At 64.0% G+C, this 26,467-nt stretch carries 21 protein-coding genes; 10 read left to right on the top strand and 11 right to left on the bottom strand.

What is annotated here, in order from left to right; genetic code table 11:
- Positions 1 to 142: 142 nt before the first annotated feature.
- The 3 genes from H2509_RS12260 to H2509_RS12250 form a co-directional block, all read right to left on the bottom strand.
- Positions 143 to 1,033, bottom strand: a complete 891-nt coding sequence (locus tag H2509_RS12260) for a LysR family transcriptional regulator (protein WP_182165779.1) — start codon at positions 1,031 to 1,033, stop codon at positions 143 to 145.
- Between the two features lie 63 nt (positions 1,034 to 1,096).
- A complete protein-coding gene (gene trxB / locus H2509_RS12255; protein WP_182165674.1) occupies positions 1,097 to 2,062 on the bottom strand; it encodes a thioredoxin-disulfide reductase in 966 nt (321 codons plus the stop codon).
- Between the two features lie 42 nt (positions 2,063 to 2,104).
- Entirely contained in the window at positions 2,105 to 3,112 is a 1,008-nt protein-coding gene (locus H2509_RS12250) for a mitochondrial fission ELM1 family protein (RefSeq protein ID WP_182165672.1), read from the bottom strand.
- A 130-nt stretch (positions 3,113 to 3,242) separates the two neighbouring features.
- On the opposite strand from H2509_RS12250, the gene H2509_RS12245 reads away from it, so the two are divergent.
- Positions 3,243 to 3,716, top strand: coding sequence for an Lrp/AsnC family transcriptional regulator (locus H2509_RS12245; protein WP_182165670.1), 474 nt, complete (start codon positions 3,243 to 3,245; stop codon positions 3,714 to 3,716).
- A gap of 27 nt (positions 3,717 to 3,743) precedes the next feature.
- Here the strand turns inward: H2509_RS12245 and H2509_RS12240 are convergent, their stop codons facing one another.
- The 3 genes from H2509_RS12240 to carB form a co-directional block, all read right to left on the bottom strand.
- Positions 3,744 to 4,244 carry an HPP family protein gene (locus H2509_RS12240; protein ID WP_182165668.1) on the bottom strand — a complete coding sequence of 167 codons (501 nt, stop codon included), beginning with the start codon at positions 4,242 to 4,244 and terminating at the stop codon, positions 3,744 to 3,746.
- A gap of 175 nt (positions 4,245 to 4,419) precedes the next feature.
- Positions 4,420 to 4,893, bottom strand: coding sequence for a transcription elongation factor GreA (gene greA, locus H2509_RS12235; RefSeq protein ID WP_182165666.1), 474 nt, complete (start codon positions 4,891 to 4,893; stop codon positions 4,420 to 4,422).
- 174 nt (positions 4,894 to 5,067) lie between these two features.
- Positions 5,068 to 8,376, bottom strand: coding sequence for a carbamoyl-phosphate synthase large subunit (gene carB / locus H2509_RS12230; protein WP_182165664.1), 3,309 nt, complete (start codon positions 8,374 to 8,376; stop codon positions 5,068 to 5,070).
- A 215-nt stretch (positions 8,377 to 8,591) separates the two neighbouring features.
- Here carB and ypfJ point away from each other — a divergent pair, with 215 nt between their 5' ends.
- The 3 genes from ypfJ to H2509_RS12215 all read left to right on the top strand — a co-directional run bounded on the left by ypfJ (position 8,592) and on the right by H2509_RS12215 (position 12,241).
- Positions 8,592 to 9,512 (top strand): KPN_02809 family neutral zinc metallopeptidase, encoded by a 921-nt coding sequence (ypfJ, locus tag H2509_RS12225; RefSeq protein ID WP_182165662.1) that lies wholly within the window; start codon positions 8,592 to 8,594, stop codon positions 9,510 to 9,512.
- A 193-nt stretch (positions 9,513 to 9,705) separates the two neighbouring features.
- The gene (locus tag H2509_RS12220) at positions 9,706 to 10,848 is read left to right on the top strand and encodes an AraC family transcriptional regulator (RefSeq protein WP_182165660.1); all 1,143 of its coding nucleotides are present in this window, start codon (positions 9,706 to 9,708) and stop codon (positions 10,846 to 10,848) included.
- Positions 10,849 to 11,797: 949 nt separating this feature from the next.
- Entirely contained in the window at positions 11,798 to 12,241 is a 444-nt protein-coding gene (locus H2509_RS12215; RefSeq protein ID WP_182165657.1) for a MerR family transcriptional regulator, read from the top strand.
- Between the two features lie 136 nt (positions 12,242 to 12,377).
- On the opposite strand, the gene carA is transcribed toward H2509_RS12215, so the two are convergent.
- Entirely contained in the window at positions 12,378 to 13,586 is a 1,209-nt protein-coding gene (gene carA / locus H2509_RS12210) for a glutamine-hydrolyzing carbamoyl-phosphate synthase small subunit (protein WP_182165654.1), read from the bottom strand.
- A gap of 267 nt (positions 13,587 to 13,853) precedes the next feature.
- Here carA and H2509_RS12205 point away from each other — a divergent pair, with 267 nt between their 5' ends.
- The 4 genes from H2509_RS12205 (at position 13,854) to H2509_RS12190 (ending at position 19,613) form a co-directional block, all read left to right on the top strand.
- The gene (locus H2509_RS12205; protein ID WP_182165652.1) at positions 13,854 to 14,309 is read left to right on the top strand and encodes a GatB/YqeY domain-containing protein; all 456 of its coding nucleotides are present in this window, start codon (positions 13,854 to 13,856) and stop codon (positions 14,307 to 14,309) included.
- A 120-nt stretch (positions 14,310 to 14,429) separates the two neighbouring features.
- Positions 14,430 to 16,418 carry a DNA primase gene (gene dnaG, locus H2509_RS12200; RefSeq protein WP_182165650.1) on the top strand — a complete coding sequence of 663 codons (1,989 nt, stop codon included), beginning with the start codon at positions 14,430 to 14,432 and terminating at the stop codon, positions 16,416 to 16,418.
- 626 nt (positions 16,419 to 17,044) lie between these two features.
- Positions 17,045 to 19,033: an RNA polymerase sigma factor RpoD gene (rpoD, locus tag H2509_RS12195; protein ID WP_182165648.1), complete on the top strand. Its 1,989-nt coding sequence runs from the start codon at positions 17,045 to 17,047 to the stop codon at positions 19,031 to 19,033.
- A gap of 286 nt (positions 19,034 to 19,319) precedes the next feature.
- A complete protein-coding gene (locus tag H2509_RS12190) occupies positions 19,320 to 19,613 on the top strand; it encodes a GYD domain-containing protein (protein WP_182165646.1) in 294 nt (97 codons plus the stop codon).
- Here H2509_RS12190 and H2509_RS12185 read toward each other — a convergent pair.
- Positions 19,597 to 21,081: an MFS transporter gene (locus tag H2509_RS12185; protein WP_182165644.1), complete on the bottom strand. Its 1,485-nt coding sequence runs from the start codon at positions 21,079 to 21,081 to the stop codon at positions 19,597 to 19,599. The genes H2509_RS12190 and H2509_RS12185 overlap by 17 nt on opposite strands.
- An 89-nt stretch (positions 21,082 to 21,170) precedes the next feature.
- Here H2509_RS12185 and H2509_RS12180 point away from each other — a divergent pair, with 89 nt between their 5' ends.
- Both H2509_RS12180 and H2509_RS12175 read left to right on the top strand, forming a co-directional pair.
- A complete protein-coding gene (locus tag H2509_RS12180) occupies positions 21,171 to 21,854 on the top strand; it encodes a helix-turn-helix transcriptional regulator (RefSeq protein WP_235974882.1) in 684 nt (227 codons plus the stop codon).
- Positions 21,855 to 21,932: 78 nt separating this feature from the next.
- Positions 21,933 to 23,030, top strand: a complete 1,098-nt coding sequence (locus H2509_RS12175) for an NAD(P)/FAD-dependent oxidoreductase (protein WP_182165642.1) — start codon at positions 21,933 to 21,935, stop codon at positions 23,028 to 23,030.
- A gap of 28 nt (positions 23,031 to 23,058) precedes the next feature.
- On the opposite strand, the gene H2509_RS12170 is transcribed toward H2509_RS12175, so the two are convergent.
- The 3 genes from H2509_RS12170 to H2509_RS12160 all read right to left on the bottom strand — a co-directional run bounded on the left by H2509_RS12170 (position 23,059) and on the right by H2509_RS12160 (position 26,266).
- A complete protein-coding gene (locus H2509_RS12170) occupies positions 23,059 to 23,559 on the bottom strand; it encodes a cytochrome b (RefSeq protein WP_182165640.1) in 501 nt (166 codons plus the stop codon).
- A gap of 133 nt (positions 23,560 to 23,692) precedes the next feature.
- Positions 23,693 to 25,492 (bottom strand): SLC13 family permease, encoded by a 1,800-nt coding sequence (locus H2509_RS12165; RefSeq protein WP_182165638.1) that lies wholly within the window; start codon positions 25,490 to 25,492, stop codon positions 23,693 to 23,695.
- A 21-nt stretch (positions 25,493 to 25,513) separates the two neighbouring features.
- A complete protein-coding gene (locus tag H2509_RS12160) occupies positions 25,514 to 26,266 on the bottom strand; it encodes an SIMPL domain-containing protein (protein ID WP_182165636.1) in 753 nt (250 codons plus the stop codon).
- Positions 26,267 to 26,467 lie beyond the last annotated feature (201 nt).

Raw genomic sequence — 26,467 nt, 5'->3', positions numbered from 1 at the left:
ACTGCTTATATGCGGTGCACAAGCTGTCCAAACAAGAGGCAGAGGCGCAAAGCTGGTATGCACGCGGATCATAGCTCCGGCGGGGTGGCTGCGAGCCGGAAAGCTCACGGAGAGATGGCCGCCGTTTGCGGTGCCAGACTGCTCAGAACGTCCAGCGTTCGGCGTTGGACAGCAGGAAATCGCGGAACGCGGTAATGCGCGCGGTATTCTTTAATTCAGACGGATAGACGAAATAGGTGTCGAAGGTCGGCACGTGTTCTCCGGTCAGCAATTGCAGCAGGCCGGAATTCTCCTCGATCAGATAGTCGGGGAGGAGCGCGATGCCGATGCCGCGCTGCACGGAGCGCTTGATGGCGACGACATTGTTGACCCTGAGCACGCAGCGCCGGGTCTGGCCGGCCGGAAGGCCGGCGGTCTCCAGCCAGTTCATGTCGCGCAGATAGGTGGGCGCATGCTCGCCATAGGAAATGATGCGGTGGCGGTCGAGATCCTCGATCGACGACGGCGTGCCGAAGCGCTGGATGTAGGACGGCGCGGCGTAAAGGTGAAAATGGACGGTGAACAGCTTGCGCTGGATGAGGTCGGGTTGGGTGGGCTTGCGCAGGCGGATGGCGGCATCCGCTTCCCGCATGCCGAGATCGAGCTCATCGTCGTCGAAGATGAGCCTGAGTTCCATGTCGGGATAGAGATCGACGAACTCATTGAGGCGGGACGTCAGCCATGTCGAGCCCAGGCCCACGGTGGTGGTGACGCGCAGGACGCCGGAGGGCTTTTCCTTGGTATCGGTCAGCCGGGCCTGCACGGCCTCCAGCTTCATGAGGACCTCGCGCGCGGTGCGATAGAGAAGTTCGCCCTGCTCGGTCAGCAGGAGACCGCGCGCATGCCGGTGGAACAGCGGGACGCCGAGGTCGCCTTCGAGCGCGCTGACCTGCCGGCTTACCGCCGACTGGCTCATGTTCAGCGTCTCGCCCGCATGCGTGAAGCTCCCCGCCTGCGCGGCGGCGTGAAAAATCCGCAGCTTGTCCCAGTCCATCGGCATGGTGCACCCGCCCGTCTAGGTCACGTCGGCGTGACCTGATCCCCGTTCAGGCGAAGGCTATTCTGCCGCCTGGTTCTCCGCAACCTCATGTTCCGCAAGGAAACGCTCGGCTTCGAGCGCGGCCATGCAGCCCATCCCGGCGGCGGTGACCGCCTGGCGGTAGATTTCGTCGGTGACGTCGCCGGCGGCGAAGACGCCCGGGATTGATGTGGCGGTGCTGTCCGGCGCGGTCCAGATATAGCCCGAAGGCCTGAGCTGGACCTGGTCCTTGAAAAGCTCGACGGCCGGCGCATGGCCGATCGCGACGAAGAAGCCTTCGGCGGCCACTTCCGATACCGCGCCGGTCTTCACGTTGCGGATGCGCGCTCCGGTGACCGCCTTCGGCGTGCCGCCGCCGACGATCTCCTCGACCACGCTGTCCCAGATCACCTTGATCTTCGGATTGCGGAACAGCCGTTCCTGGAGGATGCGCTCGGCGCGGAACTGGTCGCGGCGGTGGATGACCGTGACCTTCGACGCAAGATTGGCGAGGTAAAGCGCTTCCTCGACCGCGGTATTGCCGCCACCGATGACGAGCACTTCCTTGCCGCGATAGAAGAAGCCGTCGCAGGTGGCGCAGGCCGAGACGCCCGCACCCATGAAGTCCTGCTCGGAGGGAAGGCCCAGCCAGCGCGCCTGGGCGCCCGTCGCGATCACCAGCGCGTCGCAGGTATAGGTGGTGCCGCTGTCGCCCTTCAGCGTGAAGGGGCGGCGGGACAGATCGGCCTCGGTGATCGTGTCGTAGATCATCGTCGTGCCGACGTTTTCGGCCTGCTTGCGCATCTCCTCCACGAGCCAGGGGCCCTGGATCGGGTCGGCGAAGCCGGGGTAGTTCTCGACGTCGGTGGTGATGGTGAGCTGACCGCCCGGCTGGATGCCGGTCACAAGCGCAGGCTCCAGCATCGCGCGCGCCGCATAGATCGCTGCCGTGTAACCGGCAGGGCCGGAGCCCACAATGAAGAGCTTGTGGTGTTGGCTCGCCATCAGCCTGTCTCCTTCAAATCGGCGTCTGCCGCCTCCGGACCTTCAGTCCGGCCGGCGATCCTGCAAGGCCGCCCGTATCGCGGCGGCGATCTCAGGCGTGGAATTGATCGGCTCGTAGGTAGTGGTTTTCAGCGGCCCGGGAAAGGGGTGAACGACACCAATCTCGGACATTTGCGCAAGAAAGCGGTCGAATTTCCGGTGTCCGCCGCCCGGATGAAACACATGCACCGGCCGGCCGGTCGCCGCCGCCTCGCCGATCATGTTGGTGGAATCGGCCGTAACGACAATCGCATCGGCATTGGCGAGATATTGCAGCAGCGGATTGTCGCCCTCGCCATTCCAGAAAAGATGGCTGCCTTCGCGGGCGAGCCTTGCAAGGTCCCGCGCCAGCCCGGTCGGCGTCCTGCGCGACGGGGTGATCATCAGGGACGCGCCCTGGCCGGCCAGATCCGCAAGCCCTGTGAGAAATCTCGCGGTATCCAGCTCCGTGAACCGGTGGTGGCGGCTGTTGCCGCCGGCAAGCACGGCGACGCGGGGAGGCTTCAACGCGACGATTTCCGGCAGCGGCATGCTCCTGGCTTCCTCCAGGCGCCCGGCGGAGAAGCGGTGCGGCGAAGTCAGCGTCACCAGCACATTGCCGCCCCGCAAGCGGTCGTGCTCGGCGACCCAGATGAGATCGGCGGCGCTCGTTCCCGTTTTGGGATCCTTGAGGAAGACGGTGAAGATCCGGCCGCTGCTTGCCTTCTTCAGGTGGCGGAGATAGGCGACGGCGCGCCGGCCCGAGGCGATGGCGACATCGGGGAAGGGCGGTTTCAGCGGGCTTTTCGGTGCATCCGGCCTTTCGCGCGGATCGATCGGCCCCCAGGGCATGGCCCAGGTAAAAGGCGCTTTCGGCGCCACGCGCCTGATCTCGAAAGGTGCGCCAAGGGCTTCGGCGACGCCGACACATTGCGCCTCGTCGCCGGCCTTGCCGTCGGTAATCACCCAGACCGAGGCAATATGGGAGAGATTCCCGGTGGACAGCGGCCTTTCCTTATCTTTCCGATTCATGCGCCAGATTGTTATACTGTTGCAGAAATGCGCAAAATAGTAACTCATCATGGCGCATTCGCGTCCCGCCCGGGGACGCCGGCCATGGCACCCGCCATCGGTGTGCCATGGAAGCAGCAAGGAGAGAAGAGTGAAAGCCCGCCTCGACGCCATCGATTGGCAAATCCTCAAGGAATTGCAGGACGACGGCCGCATGACCAATGTCGAGCTTGCAAAGAGGGTCGGGATTTCCGCGCCTCCCTGCCTGAGGCGCGTGCGCGCGCTCGAGGCGGCAGGTCTCATCCGCGGCTACCGCACGCTGCTGGATGAAAAGCAACTCGGCTTCGACGTCACGGCCTTCGCGATGGTGGGCCTGCACAGCCAGACGGAGGCCGATCTCATCGCCTTCGAGGAAAAGGTGAAGTCCTGGCCGATCGTGCGCGAGAGCTACATGCTGTCCGGCGAGGTCGATTTCCTGCTGAAATGCGTGGCGCCGGACCTGCAGTCGTTCCAGACCTTTATCATCCGCGAACTGACCGCGACGCCGAATGTCGACAGCGTGCGCACCGCGCTGACCATCCGGCGTACCAAGGACGAGCCGATCGTGCCGATCGACCGGGTGTAAGGCGCCCGGCTTCCGCGCTCCGCCGCCTTACGGGCGCTTCGGATATTCCTGCTTCGGCGGCAGGCGGTGGTGGAGGGCTGCGACCGCGACGAGGCTGACGCTGCCGAGAACGGTGCTGAACGCCAGGGTTTCGAGCGGCATTGCCGACGTGAGTGTCAGAAGCGGGATTGCGCCTGCCGGGGGATGCGTCAGCCGGAAGGCGAGCATTGCCGCGATCGCGAGCCCGACGGCGATCCCGGCCGCCCACCACATTCCCGGAAACCAGATGGCGGCGGCCGTTGCCGCGGCAATGGCGATCGCATAGCCGCCGACCACGTTCATCGGCTGGGCAAGCGGGCTTGCCGGCACTGCGAACAAAAGAACTGCCGTGGCACCGAAGGGAGCGATCAGGAGCGGCAGGCCGGTGAGCGTTGCGAGGCCGCCGACGAGCGACATGCCGAGAATGGCGCCGATGCCCGATTTCAGGGCCAGCCCGGAAGCGGCGCGGGGTTCGTGACGGGTAACGAAGGGAAGCAGGTGACGTCGCATGAGAAACGGTCCGACAGAGGAAACTTGCCGGCCTACGTAGCAATCTGCCCGGATAATGGACAGTCGGTGCCCGCTCAATTCATCGTGCGCTATTATTTATCGCGCTGTTCAAATGCGCGACAACCGCCGGGCGACACTGTCGCCCGGCAGCGCAATTCCAAGGGCCTGCCGAAGTTCAACCGAATGTGACGTTGATGATCTCATAGGCCCGGGCGCCGCCCGGTGCGCTGACCTCGACATTGTCGCCGATGGTCTTGCCGATCAGTGCGCGCGCAATCGGCGAGGAAATCGAGACGCGACCGGCCTTCACGTCGGCTTCGACATCGCCGACGATGGTGTAGCGCTTCTCTTCCTCGGTATCCTCGTCCACCAGCGTCACGGTCGCGCCGAACTTGATCGTGCTGCCGGACAGCTTGGAGACGTCGATGATTTCGGCGCGGCCAAGCTTGTCTTCCAGATCCGATATCCGGCCTTCGTTCAGGCTCTGCTGCTCCTTGGCGGCATGATATTCGGCATTTTCGGACAGATCGCCATGGGCACGGGCTTCCGAGATCGCCTGGATGATGCGCGGCCGTTCGACGGACGTGCGCTCCTTGAGTTCCTGCTCCAGCATCGCATAGCCGGCGGCAGTCATCGGGATCTTTTCCATGGTCCTCGACCTTCAACATCTCGCATGCGCAAAAAACGCAGGCTCATAAACAAACATAAAACCCGGCCGGGTTTTCACCCGTGCCGAGGTTCACACGTTCCGCATCCGGGAAATGCCGCGCGATTGGCCGGGGCCTCCGCCCGGCGCGTTCCCGATTTTTTCGTCCAGACCGGCTCAGCCGAAATAGGACTGCAGCGGTCGCACTTCGAGACTGCCGGCCTTGTAGGCCTCAATGCCCTTGGCTGCGGCGATCGCCCCCGCCATCGTGGTGTAATAGGGGATCTTGTGCAGCAAGGCAGCGCGGCGAAGCGACCGGCTGTCGGCAAGGGCCTGAGCGCCTTCGGTCGTGTTGAAGACGAGCTGGACCTCACCGTTCTTGATAGCATCGACGATGTGCGGCCGCCCTTCAAGCACCTTGTTGATCTTCGAGCAGCGTATCCCCTGCGACTCGAGGAACCTCTGGGTGCCGCTGGTAGCGATGATCGTAAAGCCGGCTTTTTCAAGGCGGCGGGCCGGATCGACCGCGCGTTCCTTGTCGGCGTCGCGCACGGAGATGAACACCGTTCCCTCCGTCGGCACGCGGGTACCGGAGCCGATCTGCGATTTGGCGAAGGCGGTCTCGAAGCTGTGGTTCAGGCCCATCACCTCGCCGGTCGAGCGCATCTCCGGGCCAAGCACCGTGTCGACGCCCGGGAAGCGGGCGAAGGGGAACACCGCTTCCTTCACCGCGATATGGTCATAGGCCTTGTCGGTCAGCCCGAAGGAGGCAAGCTTTTCCCCGGCCATGACGCGGGCGGCGATCTTGGCGATCGGCTCGCCGATCGTCTTGGCGACGAAGGGTACGGTACGCGAGGCGCGCGGGTTGACTTCCAGCACGAAGATCGCGCCGTCGAGAATGGCGAACTGGACGTTCATCAGGCCACCGACCTTCAGCGCGCGGGCAAGCGCCACCGTCTGCCGCTTCAGTTCCTCCAGCTGGTCGGGGCCAAGCGAATAGGGAGGAAGCGAGCAGGCGCTGTCGCCCGAATGGATGCCGGCTTCCTCGATATGCTCCATGATGCCGCAGATGAACACGTCCTCGCCATCGGAGAGCGCGTCCACGTCGACTTCGATCGCGCCGTCGAGATAGCGGTCGAAGAGGAGCGGGTTCTTGCCGAGCACCGTGTTGATCTGGCCGGTCTTGTCGTTTGGATACTTGATGCGCACGTCGGCCGGCACCAGTTCCGGCAGCGTGCCGAGCAGGTAGGAATTGAGCGCTTCCTCGTCGCGGATGATCTGCATGGCGCGCCCGCCGAGCACATAGGAAGGACGCACGACGGCGGGAAGACCGAGATCGGCGACGACCAGCCGGCTCTGCTCCACGGAATAGGCGATGCCGTTTTCCGGCTGCTTCAGGTTGAGCTTCCACAAGAGCTTCTGGAACCGGTCGCGGTCCTCGGCAAGGTCGATCATGTCGGGCGATGTGCCGAGGATCGGCACGTCGGCCTCGACCAGCGCCTGGGCGAGCTTCAGCGGCGTCTGGCCGCCGAACTGGACGATCACTCCGTGCAGCGTGCCGTTCGACTGTTCCGTGCGGATGATTTCCAGCACGTCTTCCGCCGTCAGCGGCTCGAAATAGAGCCGGTCGGAGGTGTCGTAGTCGGTCGAGACCGTTTCCGGGTTGCAGTTGACCATGATCGTCTCGAAGCCCGCATCGGCGAGCGCGAAGGCGGCATGGCAGCAGCAATAGTCGAACTCGATACCCTGGCCGATACGGTTCGGTCCGCCGCCGAGAATGACGATCTTGCGGCGATCGGATGGCTGCGCCTCGTTGGTGAGCTGGCCGGCGAAGGGCGTCTCGTAGGTCGAGTACATATAGGCGGTGGGCGAGGCGAATTCGGCCGCGCAGGTGTCGATCCGCTTGTAGACCGGATGGACGTCGAGTTCCTGCCGCAGTTTCTCGACATCCCAGGGATGCTTGTCGGTCAGCGAGGCAAGGCGGGCGTCGGAAAAGCCCATCGCTTTCAGCCGGCGCAGCGCTTCGGCATTCTGCGGCAGTCCGTGCTTGCGGACCTTCTCCTCCGTTTCGATGATCGACTGGATCTGCTCCAGGAACCATGGGTCGATCTTGCAGGCCTGATGGATGAGTTCGGCGTCCGCGCCGAGGCGGAAGGCCTGGGCGACCTTGAGCAGGCGGTCCGGCGTCGGTGCACCGAGGGCCGCGCGGATCGCATTCTTGTCGTCGCCGTGGCCAAGGCCCGCGATCTCGATCTCGTCGAGGCCGTTGAGGCCGGTTTCAAGGCCGCGCAGGGCCTTCTGCAGGCTTTCCTGAAACGTACGGCCGATTGCCATCACCTCGCCGACCGACTTCATCGCCGTGGTCAGCGTCGGCTCGGCGCCCGGGAACTTCTCGAAGGCGAAGCGCGGGATCTTGGTGACCACATAGTCGATGGTCGGCTCGAAGGAGGCGGGCGTCGCGCCGCCGGTGATGTCGTTTTCCAGTTCGTCCAGCGTATAGCCGACGGCAAGCTTGGCGGCGATCTTGGCGATCGGGAAGCCCGTTGCCTTGGAAGCGAGCGCGGAGGAACGCGACACGCGCGGGTTCATCTCGATGACGATCAGGCGGCCGTTTTCCGGATTGACGGCGAACTGGACGTTGGAACCCCCCGTTTCCACCCCGATCTCGCGCAGCACCGCGAGCGAGGCGTCGCGCATGATCTGGTATTCCTTGTCGGTGAGCGTCAGCGCCGGCGCCACCGTGATCGAATCGCCCGTATGCACGCCCATCGGGTCGATGTTCTCGATCGAGCAGATGATGATGCAGTTGTCCGCCTTGTCGCGGACGACCTCCATCTCATATTCCTTCCAGCCGAGAACGCTTTCCTCCACCAGAACCTCGTTGGTGGGGGAGGCGTCGATACCGCGCTCGATGATCTCGAAATATTCCTCGCGATTGTAGGCAATGCCGCCGCCCGTGCCGCCAAGGGTGAAGGAGGGGCGGATGATCGCCGGCAGGCCGATCTCCTCCAGCGCCTGCATCGCTTCCACCATGTTGTGCGCGAGCACGGACTTCGGCGTCTCCAGGCCGATTTTCGTCATCGCCTCGCGGAAGAGCTCGCGGTCCTCGGCCTTGTCGATCGCTTCCGCCGTGGCGCCGATCATCTCCACGCCGAACTTTTCCAGGACGCCCATCCTGCGCAGCGACAAGGCGCAGTTCAGCGCGGTCTGCCCGCCCATCGTCGGCAGGAGCGCGTCGGGGCGCTCCTTCTCGATGATCTTGGCGACGATCTCCGGCGTGATCGGCTCGATATAGGTCGCATCCGCCAGATCCGGGTCGGTCATGATCGTCGCCGGATTGGAATTGACCAGGATGATCCGATAGCCCTCCGCCTTCAGCGCCTTGCAGGCCTGGGTGCCGGAGTAATCGAATTCACAGGCCTGTCCGATGATGATCGGGCCTGCGCCGATGATGAGAATGGAGGAGATATCGGTGCGTTTGGGCATTGCGTGCTCGCGAGCCGCCCGCCCTCGCGGCATCGAATATGCGGCGAAGCGAGGCGAAGGTTGGGATTCATGTCGGCTGAGCGGGCCTTATAGGCAAAAAAAGACGCGCGGGAAACCCTTTCGCGGGTGCTATTGTAATGAATATCGACGGGTGTGGACGAGCCTGGTCCGGCCTTTGGGCGGCTGGGGTGTTTGCCGGTGTCAGGAGGATCGCGATGCGTTGGCGTGGCCGTCGGGAAAGCAGCAATGTCGATGACCGGCGCATGACCGGGAATCGCGGCGGTTTTGGCGGCCCGCGCATGTCCTCGCGGGGCGGCGTGCGGCGCGCCGGCATCGGCGGTATTGGTGGGCTGATCGCGATCCTGCTCGTCTCGCTGGTCCTCGGGGTCAATCCGCTTGCCCTGCTGGAGGGGTTCGACAGGGGGGATCCGTTTTCTCCTTCGGCGCCCGGCGGGCAAGGGGGCGGGCAATCGTCGGTCGGAGGACCGGGAGCGGATGACATGCGCCGCTTCGTCGCCGTGGTTCTCGCCGATACGGAAGACACCTGGAACGCGGCCTTTCCGCGCGAACTCGACACGAACTATGTCGAGCCGGAGCTTGTGCTGTTCACCGATACCACCCGCTCAGCCTGTGGATTTGCGCAGTCGGCGACAGGGCCGTTCTATTGTCCCGGCGACCGCAAGCTTTATATCGATCTCGCCTTCTACGACGAGCTTCGCCGCCGCTTCCAGGCGCCCGGCGATTTCGCGCAGGCCTATGTGATCGCCCATGAGGTCGGTCATCACGTGCAGAACCTTGTCGGTATCCTGCCGCGTTTCAATTCGATCCGCGGCAACCTGACCAGGGCGCAGGAAAACGAAATGTCCATCCGGGTCGAGTTGCAGGCCGACTGCTTCGCCGGGATCTGGGCTCATGACAGCGAGCAGAAGGGCTTGCTTGAGCAGGGTGATATCGAGGAGGCGCTGAACGCGGCAGCCCAGATCGGCGACGACATGATCCAGCGGCGCACGCAGGGCTATGTGGTGCCCGAAAGCTTCAATCACGGGACGTCCGAGCAGCGTGTACGCTGGTTCAGGCGCGGCCTGCAGAACGGCAAGCTGACGGATTGCGACACATTCGCCGATGGCCAGCTATAAGGGCGTTGTCCGGACCGCGACCGCTTCGCCCCGGAACCCTGTCTGTGGGCTTTGGCCGTTCGTCGGGTTTTGCGCATAGTCACACTCGTGTAGATTTGCCGTAGCGGAAGATGCAACGCTTGGTAAATGCGGCTGGCATGCCTATTGCTGTCATTCAGCTCAAAAATATGCGTGTATCATCACGGAACGCTTCATGGTGACGACAGAGTTAAACGCAATCGAAGCTGCCTCCGGCGTGATCTGGGACCAGGACAGGTCCGATCCGGCGGCGCATTTCATTCATGCCCGCTCGCTGGTCGGGCTGGAAGCCTACTGCCAGATGCGGGGGTTCTCGGCGCGGGCGCTGATGCAGCGCTTCGGCCTGTCCGATCTGCCGGGTGAACCGCAGCTTGGCACATATCTGAGGCTGGACGATTTCGGGAGGCTGCTTGAGGCCTGTGCCAGGCGTGCGGAGGACGACTGCTTTGCACTGCACTGGACGGAGATCATGGAAAGCGATCTCGACAGCGCCAGGCAATGCCGGGGTGGTGACGATACCGTCTGCATGGCCGCGTCCTTTGCCCCGACCCTTCGTCAGGCGCTGGAGGTGCTGTCAGCTTACGCGCCCGTGTCCGTCGATTTTTCGACTTTCGAGCTGACGAGCGACGGCGCGATCACGACCATGCGGTGGACGTTTCCGACTTCGCTCGTGTGCAGCAATCAGGTCGTCGACCGTCTTGCCTGCGAATACGCCCGGCGCATCGCCATTCTGACCGGTGGCGAATTGCCGCTGGTCAGCGTCGACCTGGCCCGGGAAACGCCACCCAGCCCGCAGCCCTATCGTGCCTATTTCGGCGTTCCGGTGCGGTTTGGTGCCGATGTGACGCAATTGCGGATCAACTCTTCGGCGCTGGACACTCCAAATCCGCGCAGGAACGACGACCTGTTCGTGGCCCTTGGCGAATTGAACAGGCGTCGGCTGGCCGAGAGGCGTCGCGAGGATACTATTCTGTCGCGAACCTGCGACGTGATCACGCTGCGCCTCACCGATCCCGATCTCTCGCTTGCATGCGTTGCAAGGGAGATGGCCTTGAGCAGCAGGGGTCTCCAGCGCCGCCTCGCCGAGAAGGGAACGACCTTCCAGGCCCTCTATGAGCAGACGCGTCGCAAGGTTGCCCAGGACCTGCTGGAGCAAACGGACCTGCCGATGTCGGATATCGCATATCGGCTCGGCTTTTCCGCAGTCGGCAATTTCACGCGGGCGGCGCGACGCTGGTTCGATCATGCCCCGAGCGATTGGCGAAGGATCAGGCGCGAAGGAGCGCGGCAGGGAGCCTCGCCCCCCGGCCGGGCATGAGAGCGCCGCTTCCGGCCTCCCTGCAACCATCGAATGCATTGGCATCACCAGGATCTCCCCTAGAGGGAGATCGCTGCGGTTCGATCCGGGAAATTACGACGTATCCTGCTCGTTGCCCCGGCAGGCAGGGGTTAAACCTGCGTGTAACGCCAAAATCGGCATTTCGCCCCGCGCGCGCGTTTATGTGCAGTTTTCCCGATACGCGGGCCAGTACACGCAGTGAGATCGCCGCTTTTCATGCAGACGCTGACCTGTTCATGCCGGGATTGCGTTGAAGAAGGCGCGGCGAATCCGGCGTTTCAAAGAAAACAACTAATTTAATATTTTGAATTGCCGCTCAATTATCGATTTATGTTGCATTAAGATAAGTATGAATTTTGTTGCGGTTGCATGAAAGCAATAATACATGTCATTTTATTGATTTAATGCGCGATAAATACATAAGTTTAATCGATTTAAAAGGCGAGAATAACAAAAAGTTGATAGTAATGTTACGGCACTGCATGTTTGTAACGCGCTTGCTGATAAAAAATTGGCGCGATATGAGAAAGCTAACCTGACGAAGCGGTGGCATAGTTCCCGTAGCGCAATGCGACGGTATACCGACGTGAATCACCCGGATCGCAAATATCCGGTCAGGGTTCAGTCAGGTCAGAATCCGATGCGCGTATTCGGGTGCTGCGGCACGCAAGGTCCGGCTTGCCGGCCCGCGTGTGCGGCGACCCTGTAGCTGTCGGATCTGATCTGAGCCTGAAGCATTCCGGGGCTGTTGCCGTTGCTTTGCGGACTGCCCGACCATCGCCATGGGGTGCTTTGCGTCGAAGGCCGTGATCTGAGGCCTCCGAGGCAAAGCGGCGATCAAGTCGGGCTCGTGTTCGCTATACCGCGTTCAACTCGTCGAAAGGGGCTGAGCCCCCGTGGCGGCAAGCAATAGATGGATAAGCAGAAGATGAGCAATCTGGCAGAAAAAATACTGGTCACGCCCGACATTGCCGGTCCGATCTCGAAGGCGAATGAGGACGGCAAGCTTCTTTCGATCTCGGAGATGTCGGACACGTTTGATGTCACCCTCCGTACCCTGCGCTTTTACGAGGAAAAGGGGCTTCTCAACCCCGTTCGCAAGGGCGCGCGCCGCTATTACCGCCCGCACGACGTTTCCCGCATGAAGGTCATCCTGCAGGCGAAGAAGATCGGACTTACGCTTGGCGAGATCCGCAAGGTGATCAGCATCGTGGAAAGCAACCTTCCGCGGGTCGACCAGCTTCGCAAGCTGCGCGCCATTTGCGCCGAGCAGGAGGATATCCTGCGCGAGCATCAGACCCAGGTCGCCGAGCAGATCGTCGAGATGCAGGGCGTCGTCGCCTCGCTCGACTCGCTGATCAGCACCACCTGAGCGGACTGCGGCAGCGGGGCCGGCAATACAGTCCGGCCCCGTGATCGCGCCTCCCGCGGCATGCCGGCATCCTGCCGGTGGCTACAGCAGCAATAAAAAAAGCCGGGCGCGATGCCCGGCTTTTTCGTTTTGGCTCTCAGGCGGAGCGCCGCTCCGGCTCCGCTTCCGCGCCCTTGCTCTGGCGCATCAGATTGGTGAAGCGGCGGAAGAGGTAGTGGCTGTCGCGCGGGCCCGGCGAGGCCTCGGGATGGTACTGCACCGAAAACACCGGCTTGTCCTTGACGCGAATGCCGCAGTTGGAGCCGTCGAAGAGCGAAACATGCGTTTCTTCCACGTCCCCCGGCAGGCTCGCCGCATCGACCGCAAAGCCGTGGTTCATCGATGTGATCTCGACTTTGCCGGTCGTGCGGTCAAAGACCGGATGATTGGCACCGTGATGGCCCTGATGCATCTTCTTCGTGGTGCCGCCGAGCGCAAGCGCCAGCATCTGATGCCCAAGGCAGATGCCGAAGACGGGCAGCCCCGTGTCGACGAGTTTGCGGATCGTTGCGGCCGCATATTCGCCGGTCGCGGCGGGGTCGCCCGGGCCGTTCGACAGGAACACCCCGTCGGGCTGGTGCGCCAGTACGTCGTCCGCCGACGCGTTGGCGGGCAGCACGGTCACCTTGCAGCCGGCATCCGCCAGCAGGCGAAGGATGTTGCGCTTGATGCCGTAGTCGATCGCCACCACGTTGAAGGCCTGTGCCTCCTGGCGTCCGTAGCCCCTGTTCCAGGCCCAGGACGTTTCGTCCCAGTTGAAGCTCTGTACGGTGGTGACGTCCTTGGCCAGGTCCATGCCTTCCAGGCCCGGCCACGCCCTGGCGGCCTGCTTGAGCGCATCGATATCGAACACGCCGCTTGGCGAATGGGCGATGACCGCGTTCGGCATGCCGCGTTCGCGAATCAGCGCGGTCAGCGCCCGCGTGTCGATACCGCAAAGGCCGACGATGCCGCGGGCCTTCAGCCACGCATCGAGATGGCGCGTGGCGCGGTAGTTCGACGGATCGGAGATGTCGGCCTTGATGATGACGCCGCGAATGCCGGATGCCGAGGCCATGTTGACGGTCTCGATATCCTCCTCGTTGGTCCCGACATTGCCGATATGGGGAAACGTGAAGGTGATGATCTGCCCGGCATAGGACGGGTCGGTGAGGATTTCCTCGTAACCGGTCATGGCGGTGTTGAAACACACCTCGCCGACGGACTGCCCCGTCGCGCCAAGGCCCTGGCCTTCGACGACAGTACCGTCTGCCAGGACTAGGACGGCCGTCTTCGGCGCCGCGGACCAGGCGTCTGCGCTCGTCATGTCTTGCATTCTCGATCCGGTTGATGACATCATGTTACAGAGACGTAACGTGGAAGGCTCGGCGGCAGTGCGGTGCGGTGCATCGCCTGTGCGGTCTTATACGCATGCGTCCGGGGCGGCACTCTAGGGGAAGCGACCCGCGCGGTCAACCACGAGGTCACTTAAAAAAATTCCGCAAAATCAACGGGTTAAGATGTTCGTTGGTGGGTTGGTGTCGGCTCGCCGCAATTTTGCGGCTCCCCAACCCCGCGATCGACGGAGCTATGCATGCGCGAAGCGATCAACGCGGCTCTGCAAAGAGCGGTGGCTGAGGGGAAGAAGGGGCGGGCGGCGACGCTGCGCCTCATCCAGGCGACGATCCGTGACAGGGACGCTCAGGCCCGCGAGGCGGGCGGCGAGGGCGTCGGCGATGACGACGTGCTGGAAATCCTGCACAAGATGCTGAAACAGCGGGAACAATCGACCCGCGAATACGAAGAGGCCGGCCAGGTCGGGCTTGCCGAGCAGGAGCGCGAGGAAAGCGACATCATTCGCGAATTCCTGCCAAGGCAACTCAGCGAAAAGGAAGTGCGCGGCATCTGCGAAGAGGTGGTGCGCGACATCAATGCCCATGGCCTGCGCGACATGGGCCGCTGCATGAACGCCTTGAAGCAGCGCTTTCCTGGGCAGATGGACTTCACCCAGGCGAGTTGCGTCGTGAAGGACCTGCTTCGGACCCACTGAAGCAGGGTTATCCACAAAGTTACCGGAATTCACAGGTCAGCTTGGTTCCGCGCTTCCGGCGAATCGCAATGGAGGTTTCGCGGGAGTAAGCTCATTGTCGCCTGTGCGCATGGAGTTCGAATGCGTTTCACGCCCAGCCTTCTTGACGAGATCCGGGCGCGGCTTCCCTTGTCGGAGGTCGTGGGCCGTCGCGTCAGCTGGGACCGGCGCAAGACCCAGCCCGCGAAGGGGGATTTCTGGGCCTGCTGCCCCTTTCACCAGGAAAAGAGCCCGAGCTTTCACGTCGACGATCGGCGCGGCCGCTACAAATGCTTCGGCTGCGGCGTTTCCGGCGATCATTTCCGCTTTCTGTGCGAAACCGAGGGGCTGAATTTTCCCGAAGCGGTGGAAAGGCTCGCCGACGAGGTGGGCGTTTCCCTGCCAAAGGCCGATCCCCAGGCGGTCCGCCGCGAGGAGCGGCGGGCAAGCCTTGCCGATATCTGCGAAATGGCGGCGCAGTTCTTCCAGGCGGAATTCAAGACTTCCTCGGGCGCACAGGCGCGCGATTATTGCGCCCGGCGCGGGCTCAAGGCCGAGACGCTGAAGGAGTTCCGCTTCGGTTTCGCGCCGAACGGCCGCGACGCCTTGAAACGGCACCTGATCTCGAAGGGAGTCGAGGAAGGGGCGATGGTCGAGGCGGGGCTCGTCATCAGGCCGGAGGACGGCCGCGCCTCCTATGACCGGTTTCGCAACCGTCTGATGATCCCGATCCACGACGATCGCGGCCGGGTGGTGGCGTTCGGCGGGCGGACGCTCGATCCGGACGGCCAGCCGAAATACCTGAATTCCCCCGAAACGCCGATCTTTCACAAGGGCACGATGGTCTTCAACGCCCATCGGGCGCGCGAACCTGCCTTCAAGTCAGGACAGGCGATCGTCGTGGAAGGCTACATGGACGCGATCGCCGTCTGGCAGGCCGGGCTGCCGGCAGTGCTTGCGACCCTTGGCACCGCCTTTACCGAGGACCAGATCCTGCGGCTGTGGCGCATGGCGTCCGAGCCGATGGTCTGTTTCGACGGCGATGCGGCCGGCATTTCCGCCGCGCATCGCGCGATCGACCGCATCCTGCCGGTGCTCAAGAGCGGATATTCCTTTCAGTTCGTCTTTCTGCCGGACGGCAAGGACCCGGACGACCTGATCAGGGAGGGAGGTCCGGCGGCGCTGCGGTCCGAGCTTGGTCGCGCCCGTCCCCTGATCGACGTGCTGTGGGAGCGCGAGGTCTCCGTCTCCCAGATCGATACGCCCGAACGCAAGGCGGCGCTGGAAAAGCGGTTCGAGGATCTCGTCCGCGAAATCAAGGACGAGCGTGTCCGCCGCCGTTACCAGCTCGAAATCCGCCTTCGCCTCTCGAACCTCTTTTTCGAGCAGTCTCGATCTCTGCGCGATCGCGGCGCGGGACGGGGGCGAGCGCCATTTCGGGGACGTGCCGAGCGCGATGCCGAGCCCGCCAAGCTTGGCCCCGTCGAAAGGCCGGACGGGCCGATGTTCGGCACGGAACGGACGTTGTGCGGGCTTTGCCTGAAGTATCCCGAATTTTTCGAGCGCTATGTCGAGCGGATCGCGAAAGTTGCCCTGCATGACGATCTGCATGCCCATTTCCGCGATGAACTCTGCCGGGTCGCGACGGATCTCGATTCGGTGCGCGTGACGGACTTTTTCGACAAGCTGGACGACCGCTTCTACCGCATCCTGTCGGAGGTGGCGGAAATGGGAAGCAGGACGGAAGCGGATCAGGCGCCCCATGGATCGCGCGACCGGTTCCAGGATCTGATCCAGCGCTTGCCGGTTCTGCGTCATGATCCGCCCGAGGATTTCGTCGAGAACCTGTTCCAGCATTTTCTCGACGTGTTGGAGACGCGGGCGCTGGAGCAGGAACTGGAACAGGAACTGGCCTATCTGGACGAGGATCTCGATGAAGCGGCCTGGGATCGGGTGCGCGCGCTGACCCAGGATCTGGCGCGGCGGCGGGAAGAATGCGCGCGCGAGGAGCAGGAGCTGGCCGAGCGTGGCAGGAAGCTGCGCCAGGGTGGATCGCGGCGGGATCTGGCCGTGTTCGCCAAGGCGGTCTAGGGGCCCGGAAATGGGCTGATCGGCGTTTTCGGGAGGGGCCATGCCGCGTGCGAATCCGTGCCGAAATGGGATTGACGAAAACGAATCACCCTTGCGAATCTCGCGGGCCGCGTTAAATAGTCTTCGCAGGCAGCGACGAGCGCCGATATTGGGCATCATGGAGAAACATGAGCCAGCGACAGGCGAAACAGCGATTGGGCTGCCGAAAATCAGAAAATTCCCAGTGTGGGCAACCACGCTGCTTTTTGTGTTGGGACGCATGCGGCAACGTCCCGACTTTCGCCGATTGCGTGCCTGAGCCGGGGATTTGACCGCCGATTTCGGCGGATAGGCCATCCGGCAGCCGGTGCCACGGATCGGAAATGCCCGCTAGCGGGTGAGGGGGTAGCTTAACTTCGCGGGCGGCGGCCACAAGTTACGGTTAAGTGCGGCTTAACGGACCGCGGATAGACAAGGGACGGATCATCACGCGCGAAAGGCAAGGCCGACCAGACGGTTCCGGGTGAGCACGAAGGCCCGGACAGGTGATTTGCGGTTCCGCGAGGGACCGATCGTTGAGGCCCGCTTTGCGCGACGAATTACGGGTAGGGGCGCCGGTGTCGAGGCCGGCCGATCCGGAGAAAAAAATGGTAGCGAAGGCAACTCAGGCGGAAGAACCCCAGGAACAGGCAACGGAAAACAGCGATGGTCCGTTGCTCGACCTGTCGGATGCCGCCGTCAAGCGGATGATCAAGCTCGCCAAGAAGCGCGGCTATGTGACCTATGACGAGCTCAACGAGGTCCTTCCCTCCGAAGAGGTGACCTCCGAGCAGATCGAGGACACCATGGCGATGCTGTCCGACATGGGCATCAACGTCGTGGAGAGCGAAGAGGCGGAAGAAGGCAACTCCGACGACGATAGCGAGGGCGGGGAGCTTGTCCCTGCTTCCGGCGCCGCGCTGGCCAAGACCACGACGCGCGAGCCGACCGACAGAACCGACGATCCGGTGCGCATGTATCTGCGCGAGATGGGATCGGTCGAGCTTTTGTCGCGCGAGGGCGAAATCGCGATCGCCAAGCGTATCGAGGCCGGCCGCGAGGCGATGATCGCCGGGCTTTGCGAAAGCCCTCTCACCTTCCAGGCCATCATCATCTGGCGCGACGAGCTGAACGAAGGCAAGGTTCTGCTGCGCGACATCATCGATCTCGAAGCGACCTATGCCGGGCCCGATGCCAAGTCCGGCGCTCCGGTCTCCGACGAGGAGGAAGAGGAAGAAGAAGGCGCCGAGCGCTCCTCCCAGGATGGCGAGCGGGCCGAGGGCTCGGAAGAGGGCGAGGACGGCGAGGACGACGACGAGTTCGAGGCCAACGTTTCGCTGTCGGCCATGGAGGCGGAATTGAAGCCGAAGGTGCTCGAGACCTTCGACCGCGTCGCCGACGACTACAAGAAGCTGCGCCGCCTCCAGGACCAGCTTGTCGAGAACAAGCTGGCCAACAAGACGCTGTCGCCGTCGCAGGAGCGCCGCTACAAGAAGCTCAAGGAAGACATCATCGCCGATGTGAAGAGCCTGTCGCTCAACCAGAACCGCATCGATGCGCTGGTCGAGCAGCTCTACGACATCAACAAGCGGCTGATGGGCTACGAAGGCCGCCTGCTGCGGCTTTCCGACAGCTACGGCGTCGACCGCGGCGACTTCCTGAAGCAGTACCAGGGCAACGAACTCGATCCGAACTGGCTGCGCAAGGTCGCCAACCTGGCGACCCGCGGCTGGAAGAATTTCGTTGCCAACGAGAAGGATCGCATTCGCGACCTTCGCCAGGAGATCCAGAACCTCGCCTCCGAGACCGGCCTTGAGACGTCGGAATTCCGCCGCATCGTCTCCATGGTGCAGAAGGGCGAGCGCGAGGCCCGCATCGCCAAGAAGGAGATGGTCGAGGCCAACCTGCGCCTCGTCATCTCCATCGCCAAGAAATACACCAATCGTGGCCTGCAGTTCCTGGACCTGATCCAGGAAGGCAATATCGGCCTGATGAAGGCGGTCGACAAATTCGAGTACCGCCGCGGCTACAAGTTCTCCACCTATGCGACGTGGTGGATCCGGCAGGCGATCACCCGTTCGATCGCCGATCAGGCCCGCACGATCCGCATTCCGGTGCACATGATCGAGACGATCAACAAGATCGTCCGCACCTCGCGCCAGATGCTGCACGAGATCGGCCGCGAGCCGACGCCGGAGGAACTGGCCGAAAAGCTCCAGATGCCGCTGGAAAAGGTGCGCAAGGTGCTGAAGATCGCCAAGGAGCCGATCTCGCTCGAAACGCCGATCGGCGACGAGGAGGATTCGCATCTCGGCGATTTCATCGAGGACAAGAACGCGGTGCTGCCGATCGACGCCGCGATCCAGTCCAACCTGCGCGAGACCACGACCCGCGTGCTCGCCTCGCTCACCCCGCGTGAGGAACGCGTGCTGCGCATGCGCTTCGGCATCGGCATGAATACCGACCACACGCTGGAAGAAGTCGGCCAGCAGTTCTCGGTGACGCGCGAGCGTATCCGCCAGATCGAGGCCAAGGCGCTCAGGAAGCTGAAGCATCCCTCAAGGAGCCGCAAGCTGCGAAGCTTCCTCGATAGCTGACCTGATGAAAAAGCCCGGATCTTCCGGGCTTTTTTATTGTGCGCGGCGGCGCGGAGCTTTCCTTGCGTTGCGGCAGCGCGAGGATCATACTACCGCAGGGCAGACAGAGGGGGCGCAAACAGGCGCCGGTCTTCATCTTGTGCCGCGTTACGGCGCCGCGAGCGTCTCCCCTTCGGGTGGAACGACCTGAAGGGAAGTAAATCGCTTCAATACCAATAACTTGATCATATTCTTGACGTTCGGGTCGCCTCGACCCGGGCGGAATATGCTCCAAGGGAGGTGCGCCGTGACCACCTACATCATCTTCGTGAACTGGACCGATCAGGGCATCAAGAACGTACGCGAGTCTCCAGGCAGGCTCGACGCGGCGAAAAAGCTGCTTGCCGACATGGGCGGCAACTTCCAGCAGTTCTACCTGACGATGGGCGACTACGACATGGTGGCGGTCTGCGAGGCGCCCGACGATGCCGTCATGGCCCGCATGGTGCTGAAGCTGGGGCAGGGCGGCTATATCCGCACCCGCACGCTGAAGGCGTTCCCGGAAAATGCCTATCGCGAGATCATCAACTCGCTTGGCTGAGCACATCTTCGGCATTGCTGGCGGCGGCAAGTGACAGCCTCATCGCCAGAAGCGCCGCCGCAAGGCTGATCGCGGCCATGGCGAGGAAGACGGAAGGTCCTGCCGCGATAGCTGTTTCGCGGGTGACGAGTTCGCCCGTGCCGGCGGCCGTCAGGCCGAACAGCAGGCCGAACAGCCCGGCGAAAGCCGCGCCGACGGATGCGCCCGCAGCCTGCAGCGTCGGCAGGAATGCCGACGTGCGGTCCCGCTCGACCCCTTGCACGGCATAGATCATCGTCTTGTTGAGGAACAGGTTGCTGATGCCGAATCCGGCGCCGCTGAACGCGGCTCCAAGCGCGAAGAGCGGCATTGATTGCAGGCTGAGCGCGGTGGCGAACAGCGTGGCCCCGACCGTCAGCGCGGCCGGTCCAAGCTGCATGAGGAGGCGCTGGCGTGCCGGCTCTCCGACGCCTGCCACCAGCCAGGCCGCTACGGTCCAGCTGAAGGCGACGGTCGTCGCAAGATAGGACGCCTTAGTCACGCTCAAACCCCAGACCGCCTGCCCGAGGGCGGTAACGAAGACGACGCGCGCCCCGCTCGAGACCCACATCAGGATCTCGATCCACATGCAAAGGCCGAGCGGGTGACCGGGGCGAAAGGCCGCGCCCGGGATGAAGGGTGTGGCGGCCTTCCGGTCGAGGCGGAGGGTGAATACGGCAAGGCTCAAGCCGAAGGTGAGCGCGAGCGCGATCGACGGTACCGCTTTCATCTGGCCCACCATGCTGATCGAGAGCACGGCGGCGGCGATCAGCAACAGGCGCGGAACGACCGCCAGCCCGAACCTCGGGCCGGGTCCGTCCTTGTGCCGGCTCTCCCTCGGCAGCACGATCAGCGCGCACAGGAGCAGAATGCCGGTTAGCGGCAGGTTGGCGAGGAAGGCGGCGCGCCAGGACCATGTTTCGGTCAGGATGCCGGCGGCAAGCGGGCCGATGCCCGCGGCGATCGCCCAGACGCCGGCAAGCAGCGAGAAGATCCGGGCGACGAGCCGTTCGGGAAAGAGATCCGGGATGACCGCGTAGCAAAGCGCCAGGATCATCCCCTCGCCGAAACCCTGCAGGAAGCGGCCGAAGAGAAGCCAGCCGGTCCCTTCGGCGATCCCGGAAAACAGCGAACCGGAAAAAAGGGTGGCCGACGCCGCGAGGAAAAGCGGACGCGCGCCGAACCGCGCCTTCAAGGCCCCTGTCGCGGTGCCGGTGACGATGGCCGCCACCTGGAACAGGGTGAAGATCCAGTAGGCACGTTCCTGTCCGCCGAGGTCGCGGATGATGTCGGGCAGGATCGCGACCGTGACGAAGCCGTTCACCGCATGCGAGCCGACGCCGAGCGTCAGGACGAGCAACGCCAGCGAGCGCGGCCCGAGAAAGAGGCCGTGCCATCCGCCGTCGGCGGTTTCGGTGGTCTGGTCTCCGGTGCCGGTCGGAGTCTGCATGGTAATCCTATAAAGAAAGGTTTTGCTTTTTATATTTGCTATATTTTGACAAGGCAAGGCTTTTCAAATATCTCCTGAGTGACACTTTCATGGAGCTGAGAGCGGATGAATGCCGCCATATCGGAACGATGACGATCGATAGCGACCGTACGAGCGGGCTTATCCTGCAGGCGCTGAAGGCGCGCGGGGCGCAGACGGCATCCGTTCTGGCGGAAAGACTGGGGGTCACTGCCGTCGCGATTCGGCAGCATCTCGACCGGCTGAACGGCGAAGGGCTGGTTGCCCATGACGACCGGCGTGAAAGTGTAGGCCGGCCGAAGCGTTACTGGCGGCTGACGGACAAGGGCCATGCCCGGTTTCCGGACAATCACGAAGGCCTCACCCTGGAAATCATCGATGCGGTCCGCAACGTCTTCGGGGATGCCGGGCTCGACCGGCTGATCGGCGAGCGGGAGGCCAGGATGCGCGCCTCCTACGGGGCGGCCCTGTCCTCGGGCGGATCGCTTGCCGATCGTCTCGGCCGACTTGCCGCGCGCCGCTCCGCCGAAGGCTACATGGCGGAAGTCGAGCGCCTTGCCGATGGCAGTTTCCGCCTGACGGAAAACCACTGCCCGATCTGCGCCGCCGCCCGCGCCTGCCAGGGCTTCTGCCGCTCGGAACTGGCCCTGTTCCGCGCTCTTCTCGGCCCTGAAGTGAGCATCGAGCGCGAGGAGCATATCCTCGCCGGCGCACGCCGCTGCGCCTACCGCATTGCCGCTTCTGAGGCGAACTGATCGATTTTGCGGCTACGCCTTTCCCGTCGCCATGGTCTAAAGTCCCGCTCCTGAACAGGGATTCGAGCGGGAACCATCATGCGCGTCGTCGTTGTCGGAGCGGGTATAGCCGGACTTTCCACCGCCTGGGCGCTTGCCAGGAGAGGTGCCGAGGTAACGCTGCTGGAGCAGGCGACGATCCCCAATCCGCTGGGCGCTTCGGGCGACCAGCACCGCATCATTCGCCGCGCCTATGGTGGGCAGGGCGGCTACCAGCGTCGCATCGACGAGGCCTATGACGCCTGGGACGAGCTTTGGGACGATCTCGGCCAGAAGCACCTGATCGATACGGGATTTCTCCTGGTTTCCCAGGAAGCGGGCGACGAGGCGGAGCGCTATCGCGACGGGCTGGTCGCCGGCGGCTATCCCTTCGAGGAATTCTCGCCGCAGGAGGCGGCCCTGCGCCACCCCTATCTCGACCCGGCCGCGATCCGCTTCGCCGCCGAAAGCGCGGAAGGCGGCGTCCTGCTCTGCCGGAAGATCGCGGTCGCGCTGCGTAGCTGGTTTCTGGCCAGGGGCATCGATATCCGCGAAAACGCCAGGGTTGTCGCCGTCGATGCGATGACCGGCGCCGTGCGGCTTGCCGATGGCGATGCGATCGAGGCCGATCGGATCGTTGTGACCGCCGGCGCCTGGGTGCTCGACCTGCTGCCGGAACTCGGCGGCGACCTGACGACCTACCGCACGGCGGTCGCCTATCTCACGCCGCCCGAGGATCTGCGGCAGGCCTGGGAGACTTCGCCGGTGATCCTGGATGTCGGCGGCAAGGTGGACGGCTATGTGCTGCCGCCGGTCGCCGGAACCGGCCTCAAGGTCGGCTCGGGCCTGCACAAGTTCAAAAGCCGGCCGGACGAAAACCGCGCCGTCGTTCCGGGCGAGGGGGAGAAGGTGCGCGATTATTTCGGCCCGCCCTTCGCCCGCATCGGCGACTACGCGGTCTCCGACGTCGTCACCTGCGCCTATACGTTCACGCGTGACGAGCACTTCTTCGTCAGGGCGCAGGGGCGTCTCGTCGCCGTCTCGGCCTGTTCGGGCCATGGCTACAAGTTCGGTGCCGCGGTTGGCCGCAGGATCGCCGACGGTTTGCTCGGCGGCGATCTCGACGCGATGCGGGCCTGGATCGAGGCGCGGGACTAGGGATTAGCCCCGCCTCGATCCCGGATCTTCAGGCGGCCGGACGGGTCATCCGCTTCAGCACGTCGTCCTTCAGCACGAAATGGTGCCAGAGCGCGGCTGCCACGTGGATGGCGATGAGCACGATGAACGCCGGCTTCATGAACTCGTGGATCTCGCCGGCTTCCGGGAAGACGTACCAGGCGACGATCCCGCTCACGGGCGCGATGACCAGCAGGGCATAGAAGAGGGCGTGGGCGACCTTCATCGCCTTTTCCGCCAGGGCCGGCTGGCCCGCGGGAAAGGTTGGCGCGCCGTTCTTCAGCCGCAGCAGGATGCGCCAGGCAACCAGCGCCAGGATCGCGAAGCCGACCCAGATATGGGCATTGCCGAGCAGCACGTCGTCGCCGTCCGGGGCAAGGCCGCGGCGGATGTCGCGCGCCATATGCTCCATCTCCTCACCGAAAACGATCTGGAACAGGACGAGGGCGGCGATCAGCCAGTGCAGCAGGATCTGCATCGGGCTGTAGGACGATGGGGCGGAAGCTGGCATGGGGCACCTGTTCGGGAATGGAATTGCGGGTAACGGCGTTACCTAACGGCAAAGCCGACGCTACCGGCCATTTGTCGCCGGACTTTGCCGCAATTGTCGCAAGATGTATCGGTCCCGGCGACCGGCGCCCCGGCTACCTTCCCAGGCCGAAGACGAGATAGATCATCGCCACCGCCGTCGCCCCGGCCAGAATATTGAGCGGCAGGCCGATCCGCACGAAATCCAGGAACCGGTAATTGCCGGCGCCGTAGACCAGCGTGTTCGTCTGGTAGCCGATCGGCGTCGCGAAGCTTGCGCTGGCGCCGAACATCACCGCCATGACGAAGGAGCGCGGATCGAGCCCGAGAGATTGCGCCAGGCCGATGGCGATCGGCGTGAACACCACCGCGACCGCGTTGTTGGTGACTAGCTCGGTCAGCAGCGACGCCAGCAGGTAGACGACGGCCAATATCAGCAGGGGATGAGCTTCCTTGAGGAACGGCATCGCCGCATCGACGATCAGTTCCACCGCGCCTGCCTCTTCGAGCCCGCGTCCGACGGCGAGCATCGCGAAGATCAGGATCAGCACGCGCCCGTCGATCGCCTGGAACGCCTCGTCGGAATCGATGCAGCGCGTCAGCAGGATGAAGGCGACGCCGATCATCGCAAGGCCGGCGATCGGCAGCACGTTGAACGCGGCAAGCAGCACCACGGCGGCGATCGTCGCGATGGCGATCGGCGCCTTGCGGCGGCGGTAGGGGCGCTCGGTCGGTTCGCTGAGGCTGACGAAGCCGGCCGTCTGGGCAAGGCTCGTCAGGCGGCGCGCGGTGCCGGCGAGGATCAGCGTGTCGCCGGATTGCAGGCGCAGGTCGGCGATGGCCGTGCCGGCCGGGACCGCGCGGTGGCGGTGGACGCCGATCACCGCTGCGCCGTAGCGATAGGGCAGGGCGAGTTGGCGCACTGTGCGCCCGGCGACCCGCCGGTCGGGGCCGGCCAGTGCCTCCACCAGTATCGTTTCTTCTTCCTCGCCGCCGCCCAGCAGCAGCCTCGGCTCGCCCAGCACCACATTCTCGTCCTGGTGGAGCGTCAGCACCTCGGCGGCCGGCGCGCTGAAGGAGATCCGGTCGCCGGCCTTCAGCTCCATGTCCCGGTGGACGGGCGACAGCGTGCCGCTCCTGCCGATTGCGCCGTAGAGCGTGATGCCCGACCGGTCCAGCGCGCTCACCTCGCCGAGCTTCTTGCCCACATAGTCGGAATCCGCCGGGATCACCAGTTCCGAGGTAAAGGTGGCCGCCTCCGATCCGGCCTTGAACGCGCCCATCGCCGTACGCTTGGGCAGCAGGAAGCGGCCGGCCGTCAGCAGGTAGGTCATGCCGACGGCGGCCACGACGATGCCGATGGGGGCGATCTCGAAAATGCCGAAGGGGGCAAGGCCCTGCGATTGGGATACGCCGTCGACCAGCAGGTTCGTCGACGTGCCGATCAGCGTGCAGGTGCCGCCGAGGATGCCGGCGAAGGACAGCGGAATGAGGTGGCTGGATGGCGCGTCGCCCATTTCCCCCGCCAGGCGGATCACCACCGGAATGAGGACGATCACAACCGGCGTGTTGTTCACGAAGCCCGAAAGCACCAGCGTGGCAAGCAGCAGCATCAGCATCGCCAGCGCCTTGCGCGAGCCGAGGTGCTGCATGAGCAGGCTCGTCGCCGCCTCCAGCGTGCCGGTTCTCACCAGCGCGCCGGACAGCATGAACATCGCGGCGATGGTGATCGGCGCGGCGTTGGAGAACACCGACAGCGCCTCGTCGACATCCAGCAGCCCAAGGCACAGCATCAGGGCCGCACCCCCGACCGCCACCACTTCCGGCGGGTAGCGTTCCAGCGCGAAGCCGGCGAAGACGAGCCCGAGGACGGCCAGGCCAAAAAGCGCCTGATGCTCGGCAATGAACGGGATCATGGCGCTCCGGCTGTCAGTCGATCAGGGTTTCAGTTCCCAGCTTACATTAACCTGCACGTCGAGTGTTTCCTCGCCCGCCTCGACCGGCGGAGCGGCGTCGCTCAGCGCCTTTTCGGCCCGGGCCGTAAAATAGGGCTGCGGCCTCACATTGGCCCATTGCTCGTTGATCGACAGGATCCGGCCCAGTTCCACGCCGGCGGCTTCCGCATAGAGCTTCGCCTTGCGGATCGCGTCGGCCATCGCTTCCTTGCGCGCCTCGTCGCGCCGCTTGTCGGCATCACTCACCTGGAAGGAAATCCCGCTGATCTCGTTGGCGCCGTCCGCAACCATGGTGTCCAGCAGCGAGCCGAGCTTCGAAAGATCGCGGACGCGCACCGTCACGCCGTTGCTGACCCGGTAGCCGACGATCTTCAGGTGCTCCTCGCCATTCGTCCGCTTCACCTGCGCGTAGCGCGGCGAGACGGAAAAGCCGGAGGTCTGGATGTCGCGCGCCTCGATCCCGGCGCCCTTGATCGCGTCGACCACCTGCGTCATCGCCGCCGAATTGGCCTTCATCGCCTCGGCCGCCGTGTCGGCGTCGCTCACCACGCCGCTGGTGACGAAGGCCATGTCGGGAGCAGCCGTCACCGTGCCCCGGCCGACCAGGTCGATGGTCGAAAGCCGCGCTTCCTCGGCATGGGCCGGCCCGGCCTGCAGCAGGGCCCCGGCGCAGAGGATGCCGGCGACGAGGGCGGCAACGGGCAGTCCGGCGGATCGAATTGCTCTGGCTTTCATGGAACTCGCCTTTTCCTAACAATATGAGGGGCTTGACCCTTCACCGCAATTGCGGCGCCTCCGTGGCTTGCCCCGATTTTAGGCCCGGCCCCACGCTGCAACCGGGACTCGAACGTCAAATTCGCTTCACTAGAAAAACGGTCAATCGGCGGCATTCGCAAGTGGCGATTTCTGCCGAGGCATATCCCGGGAGCGGCTTCC

It is taken from the genome of Stappia albiluteola (assembly GCF_014050225.1).
GTDB lineage: Bacteria > Pseudomonadota > Alphaproteobacteria > Rhizobiales > Stappiaceae > Hongsoonwoonella > Hongsoonwoonella albiluteola.
This window is presented reverse-complemented; position numbering and strand designations above follow the sequence as displayed.

Coding starts and splice junctions, on each gene's coding strand:
- H2509_RS12220 (WP_182165660.1), top strand. CDS start 9,706: ATGGTGACGACAGAGTTAAACGCAATCGAAGCTGCCTCCGGCGTGATC.
- H2509_RS12185 (WP_182165644.1), bottom strand. CDS start 21,081: ATGCAGACTCCGACCGGCACCGGAGACCAGACCACCGAAACCGCCGAC.
- H2509_RS12175 (WP_182165642.1), top strand. CDS start 21,933: ATGCGCGTCGTCGTTGTCGGAGCGGGTATAGCCGGACTTTCCACCGCC.
- H2509_RS12240 (WP_182165668.1), bottom strand. CDS start 4,244: ATGCGACGTCACCTGCTTCCCTTCGTTACCCGTCACGAACCCCGCGCC.
- dnaG (WP_182165650.1), top strand. CDS start 14,430: ATGCGTTTCACGCCCAGCCTTCTTGACGAGATCCGGGCGCGGCTTCCC.
- H2509_RS12215 (WP_182165657.1), top strand. CDS start 11,798: ATGAGCAATCTGGCAGAAAAAATACTGGTCACGCCCGACATTGCCGGT.
- H2509_RS12250 (WP_182165672.1), bottom strand. CDS start 3,112: ATGAATCGGAAAGATAAGGAAAGGCCGCTGTCCACCGGGAATCTCTCC.
- carA (WP_182165654.1), bottom strand. CDS start 13,586: ATGACGAGCGCAGACGCCTGGTCCGCGGCGCCGAAGACGGCCGTCCTA.
- trxB (WP_182165674.1), bottom strand. CDS start 2,062: ATGGCGAGCCAACACCACAAGCTCTTCATTGTGGGCTCCGGCCCTGCC.
- ypfJ (WP_182165662.1), top strand. CDS start 8,592: ATGCGTTGGCGTGGCCGTCGGGAAAGCAGCAATGTCGATGACCGGCGC.
- H2509_RS12160 (WP_182165636.1), bottom strand. CDS start 26,266: ATGAAAGCCAGAGCAATTCGATCCGCCGGACTGCCCGTTGCCGCCCTC.
- H2509_RS12260 (WP_182165779.1), bottom strand. CDS start 1,033: ATGGACTGGGACAAGCTGCGGATTTTTCACGCCGCCGCGCAGGCGGGG.
- greA (WP_182165666.1), bottom strand. CDS start 4,893: ATGGAAAAGATCCCGATGACTGCCGCCGGCTATGCGATGCTGGAGCAG.
- H2509_RS12180 (WP_235974882.1), top strand. CDS start 21,171: ATGGAGCTGAGAGCGGATGAATGCCGCCATATCGGAACGATGACGATC.
- H2509_RS12165 (WP_182165638.1), bottom strand. CDS start 25,492: ATGATCCCGTTCATTGCCGAGCATCAGGCGCTTTTTGGCCTGGCCGTC.
- H2509_RS12205 (WP_182165652.1), top strand. CDS start 13,854: ATGCGCGAAGCGATCAACGCGGCTCTGCAAAGAGCGGTGGCTGAGGGG.
- H2509_RS12170 (WP_182165640.1), bottom strand. CDS start 23,559: ATGCCAGCTTCCGCCCCATCGTCCTACAGCCCGATGCAGATCCTGCTG.
- rpoD (WP_182165648.1), top strand. CDS start 17,045: ATGGTAGCGAAGGCAACTCAGGCGGAAGAACCCCAGGAACAGGCAACG.
- carB (WP_182165664.1), bottom strand. CDS start 8,376: ATGCCCAAACGCACCGATATCTCCTCCATTCTCATCATCGGCGCAGGC.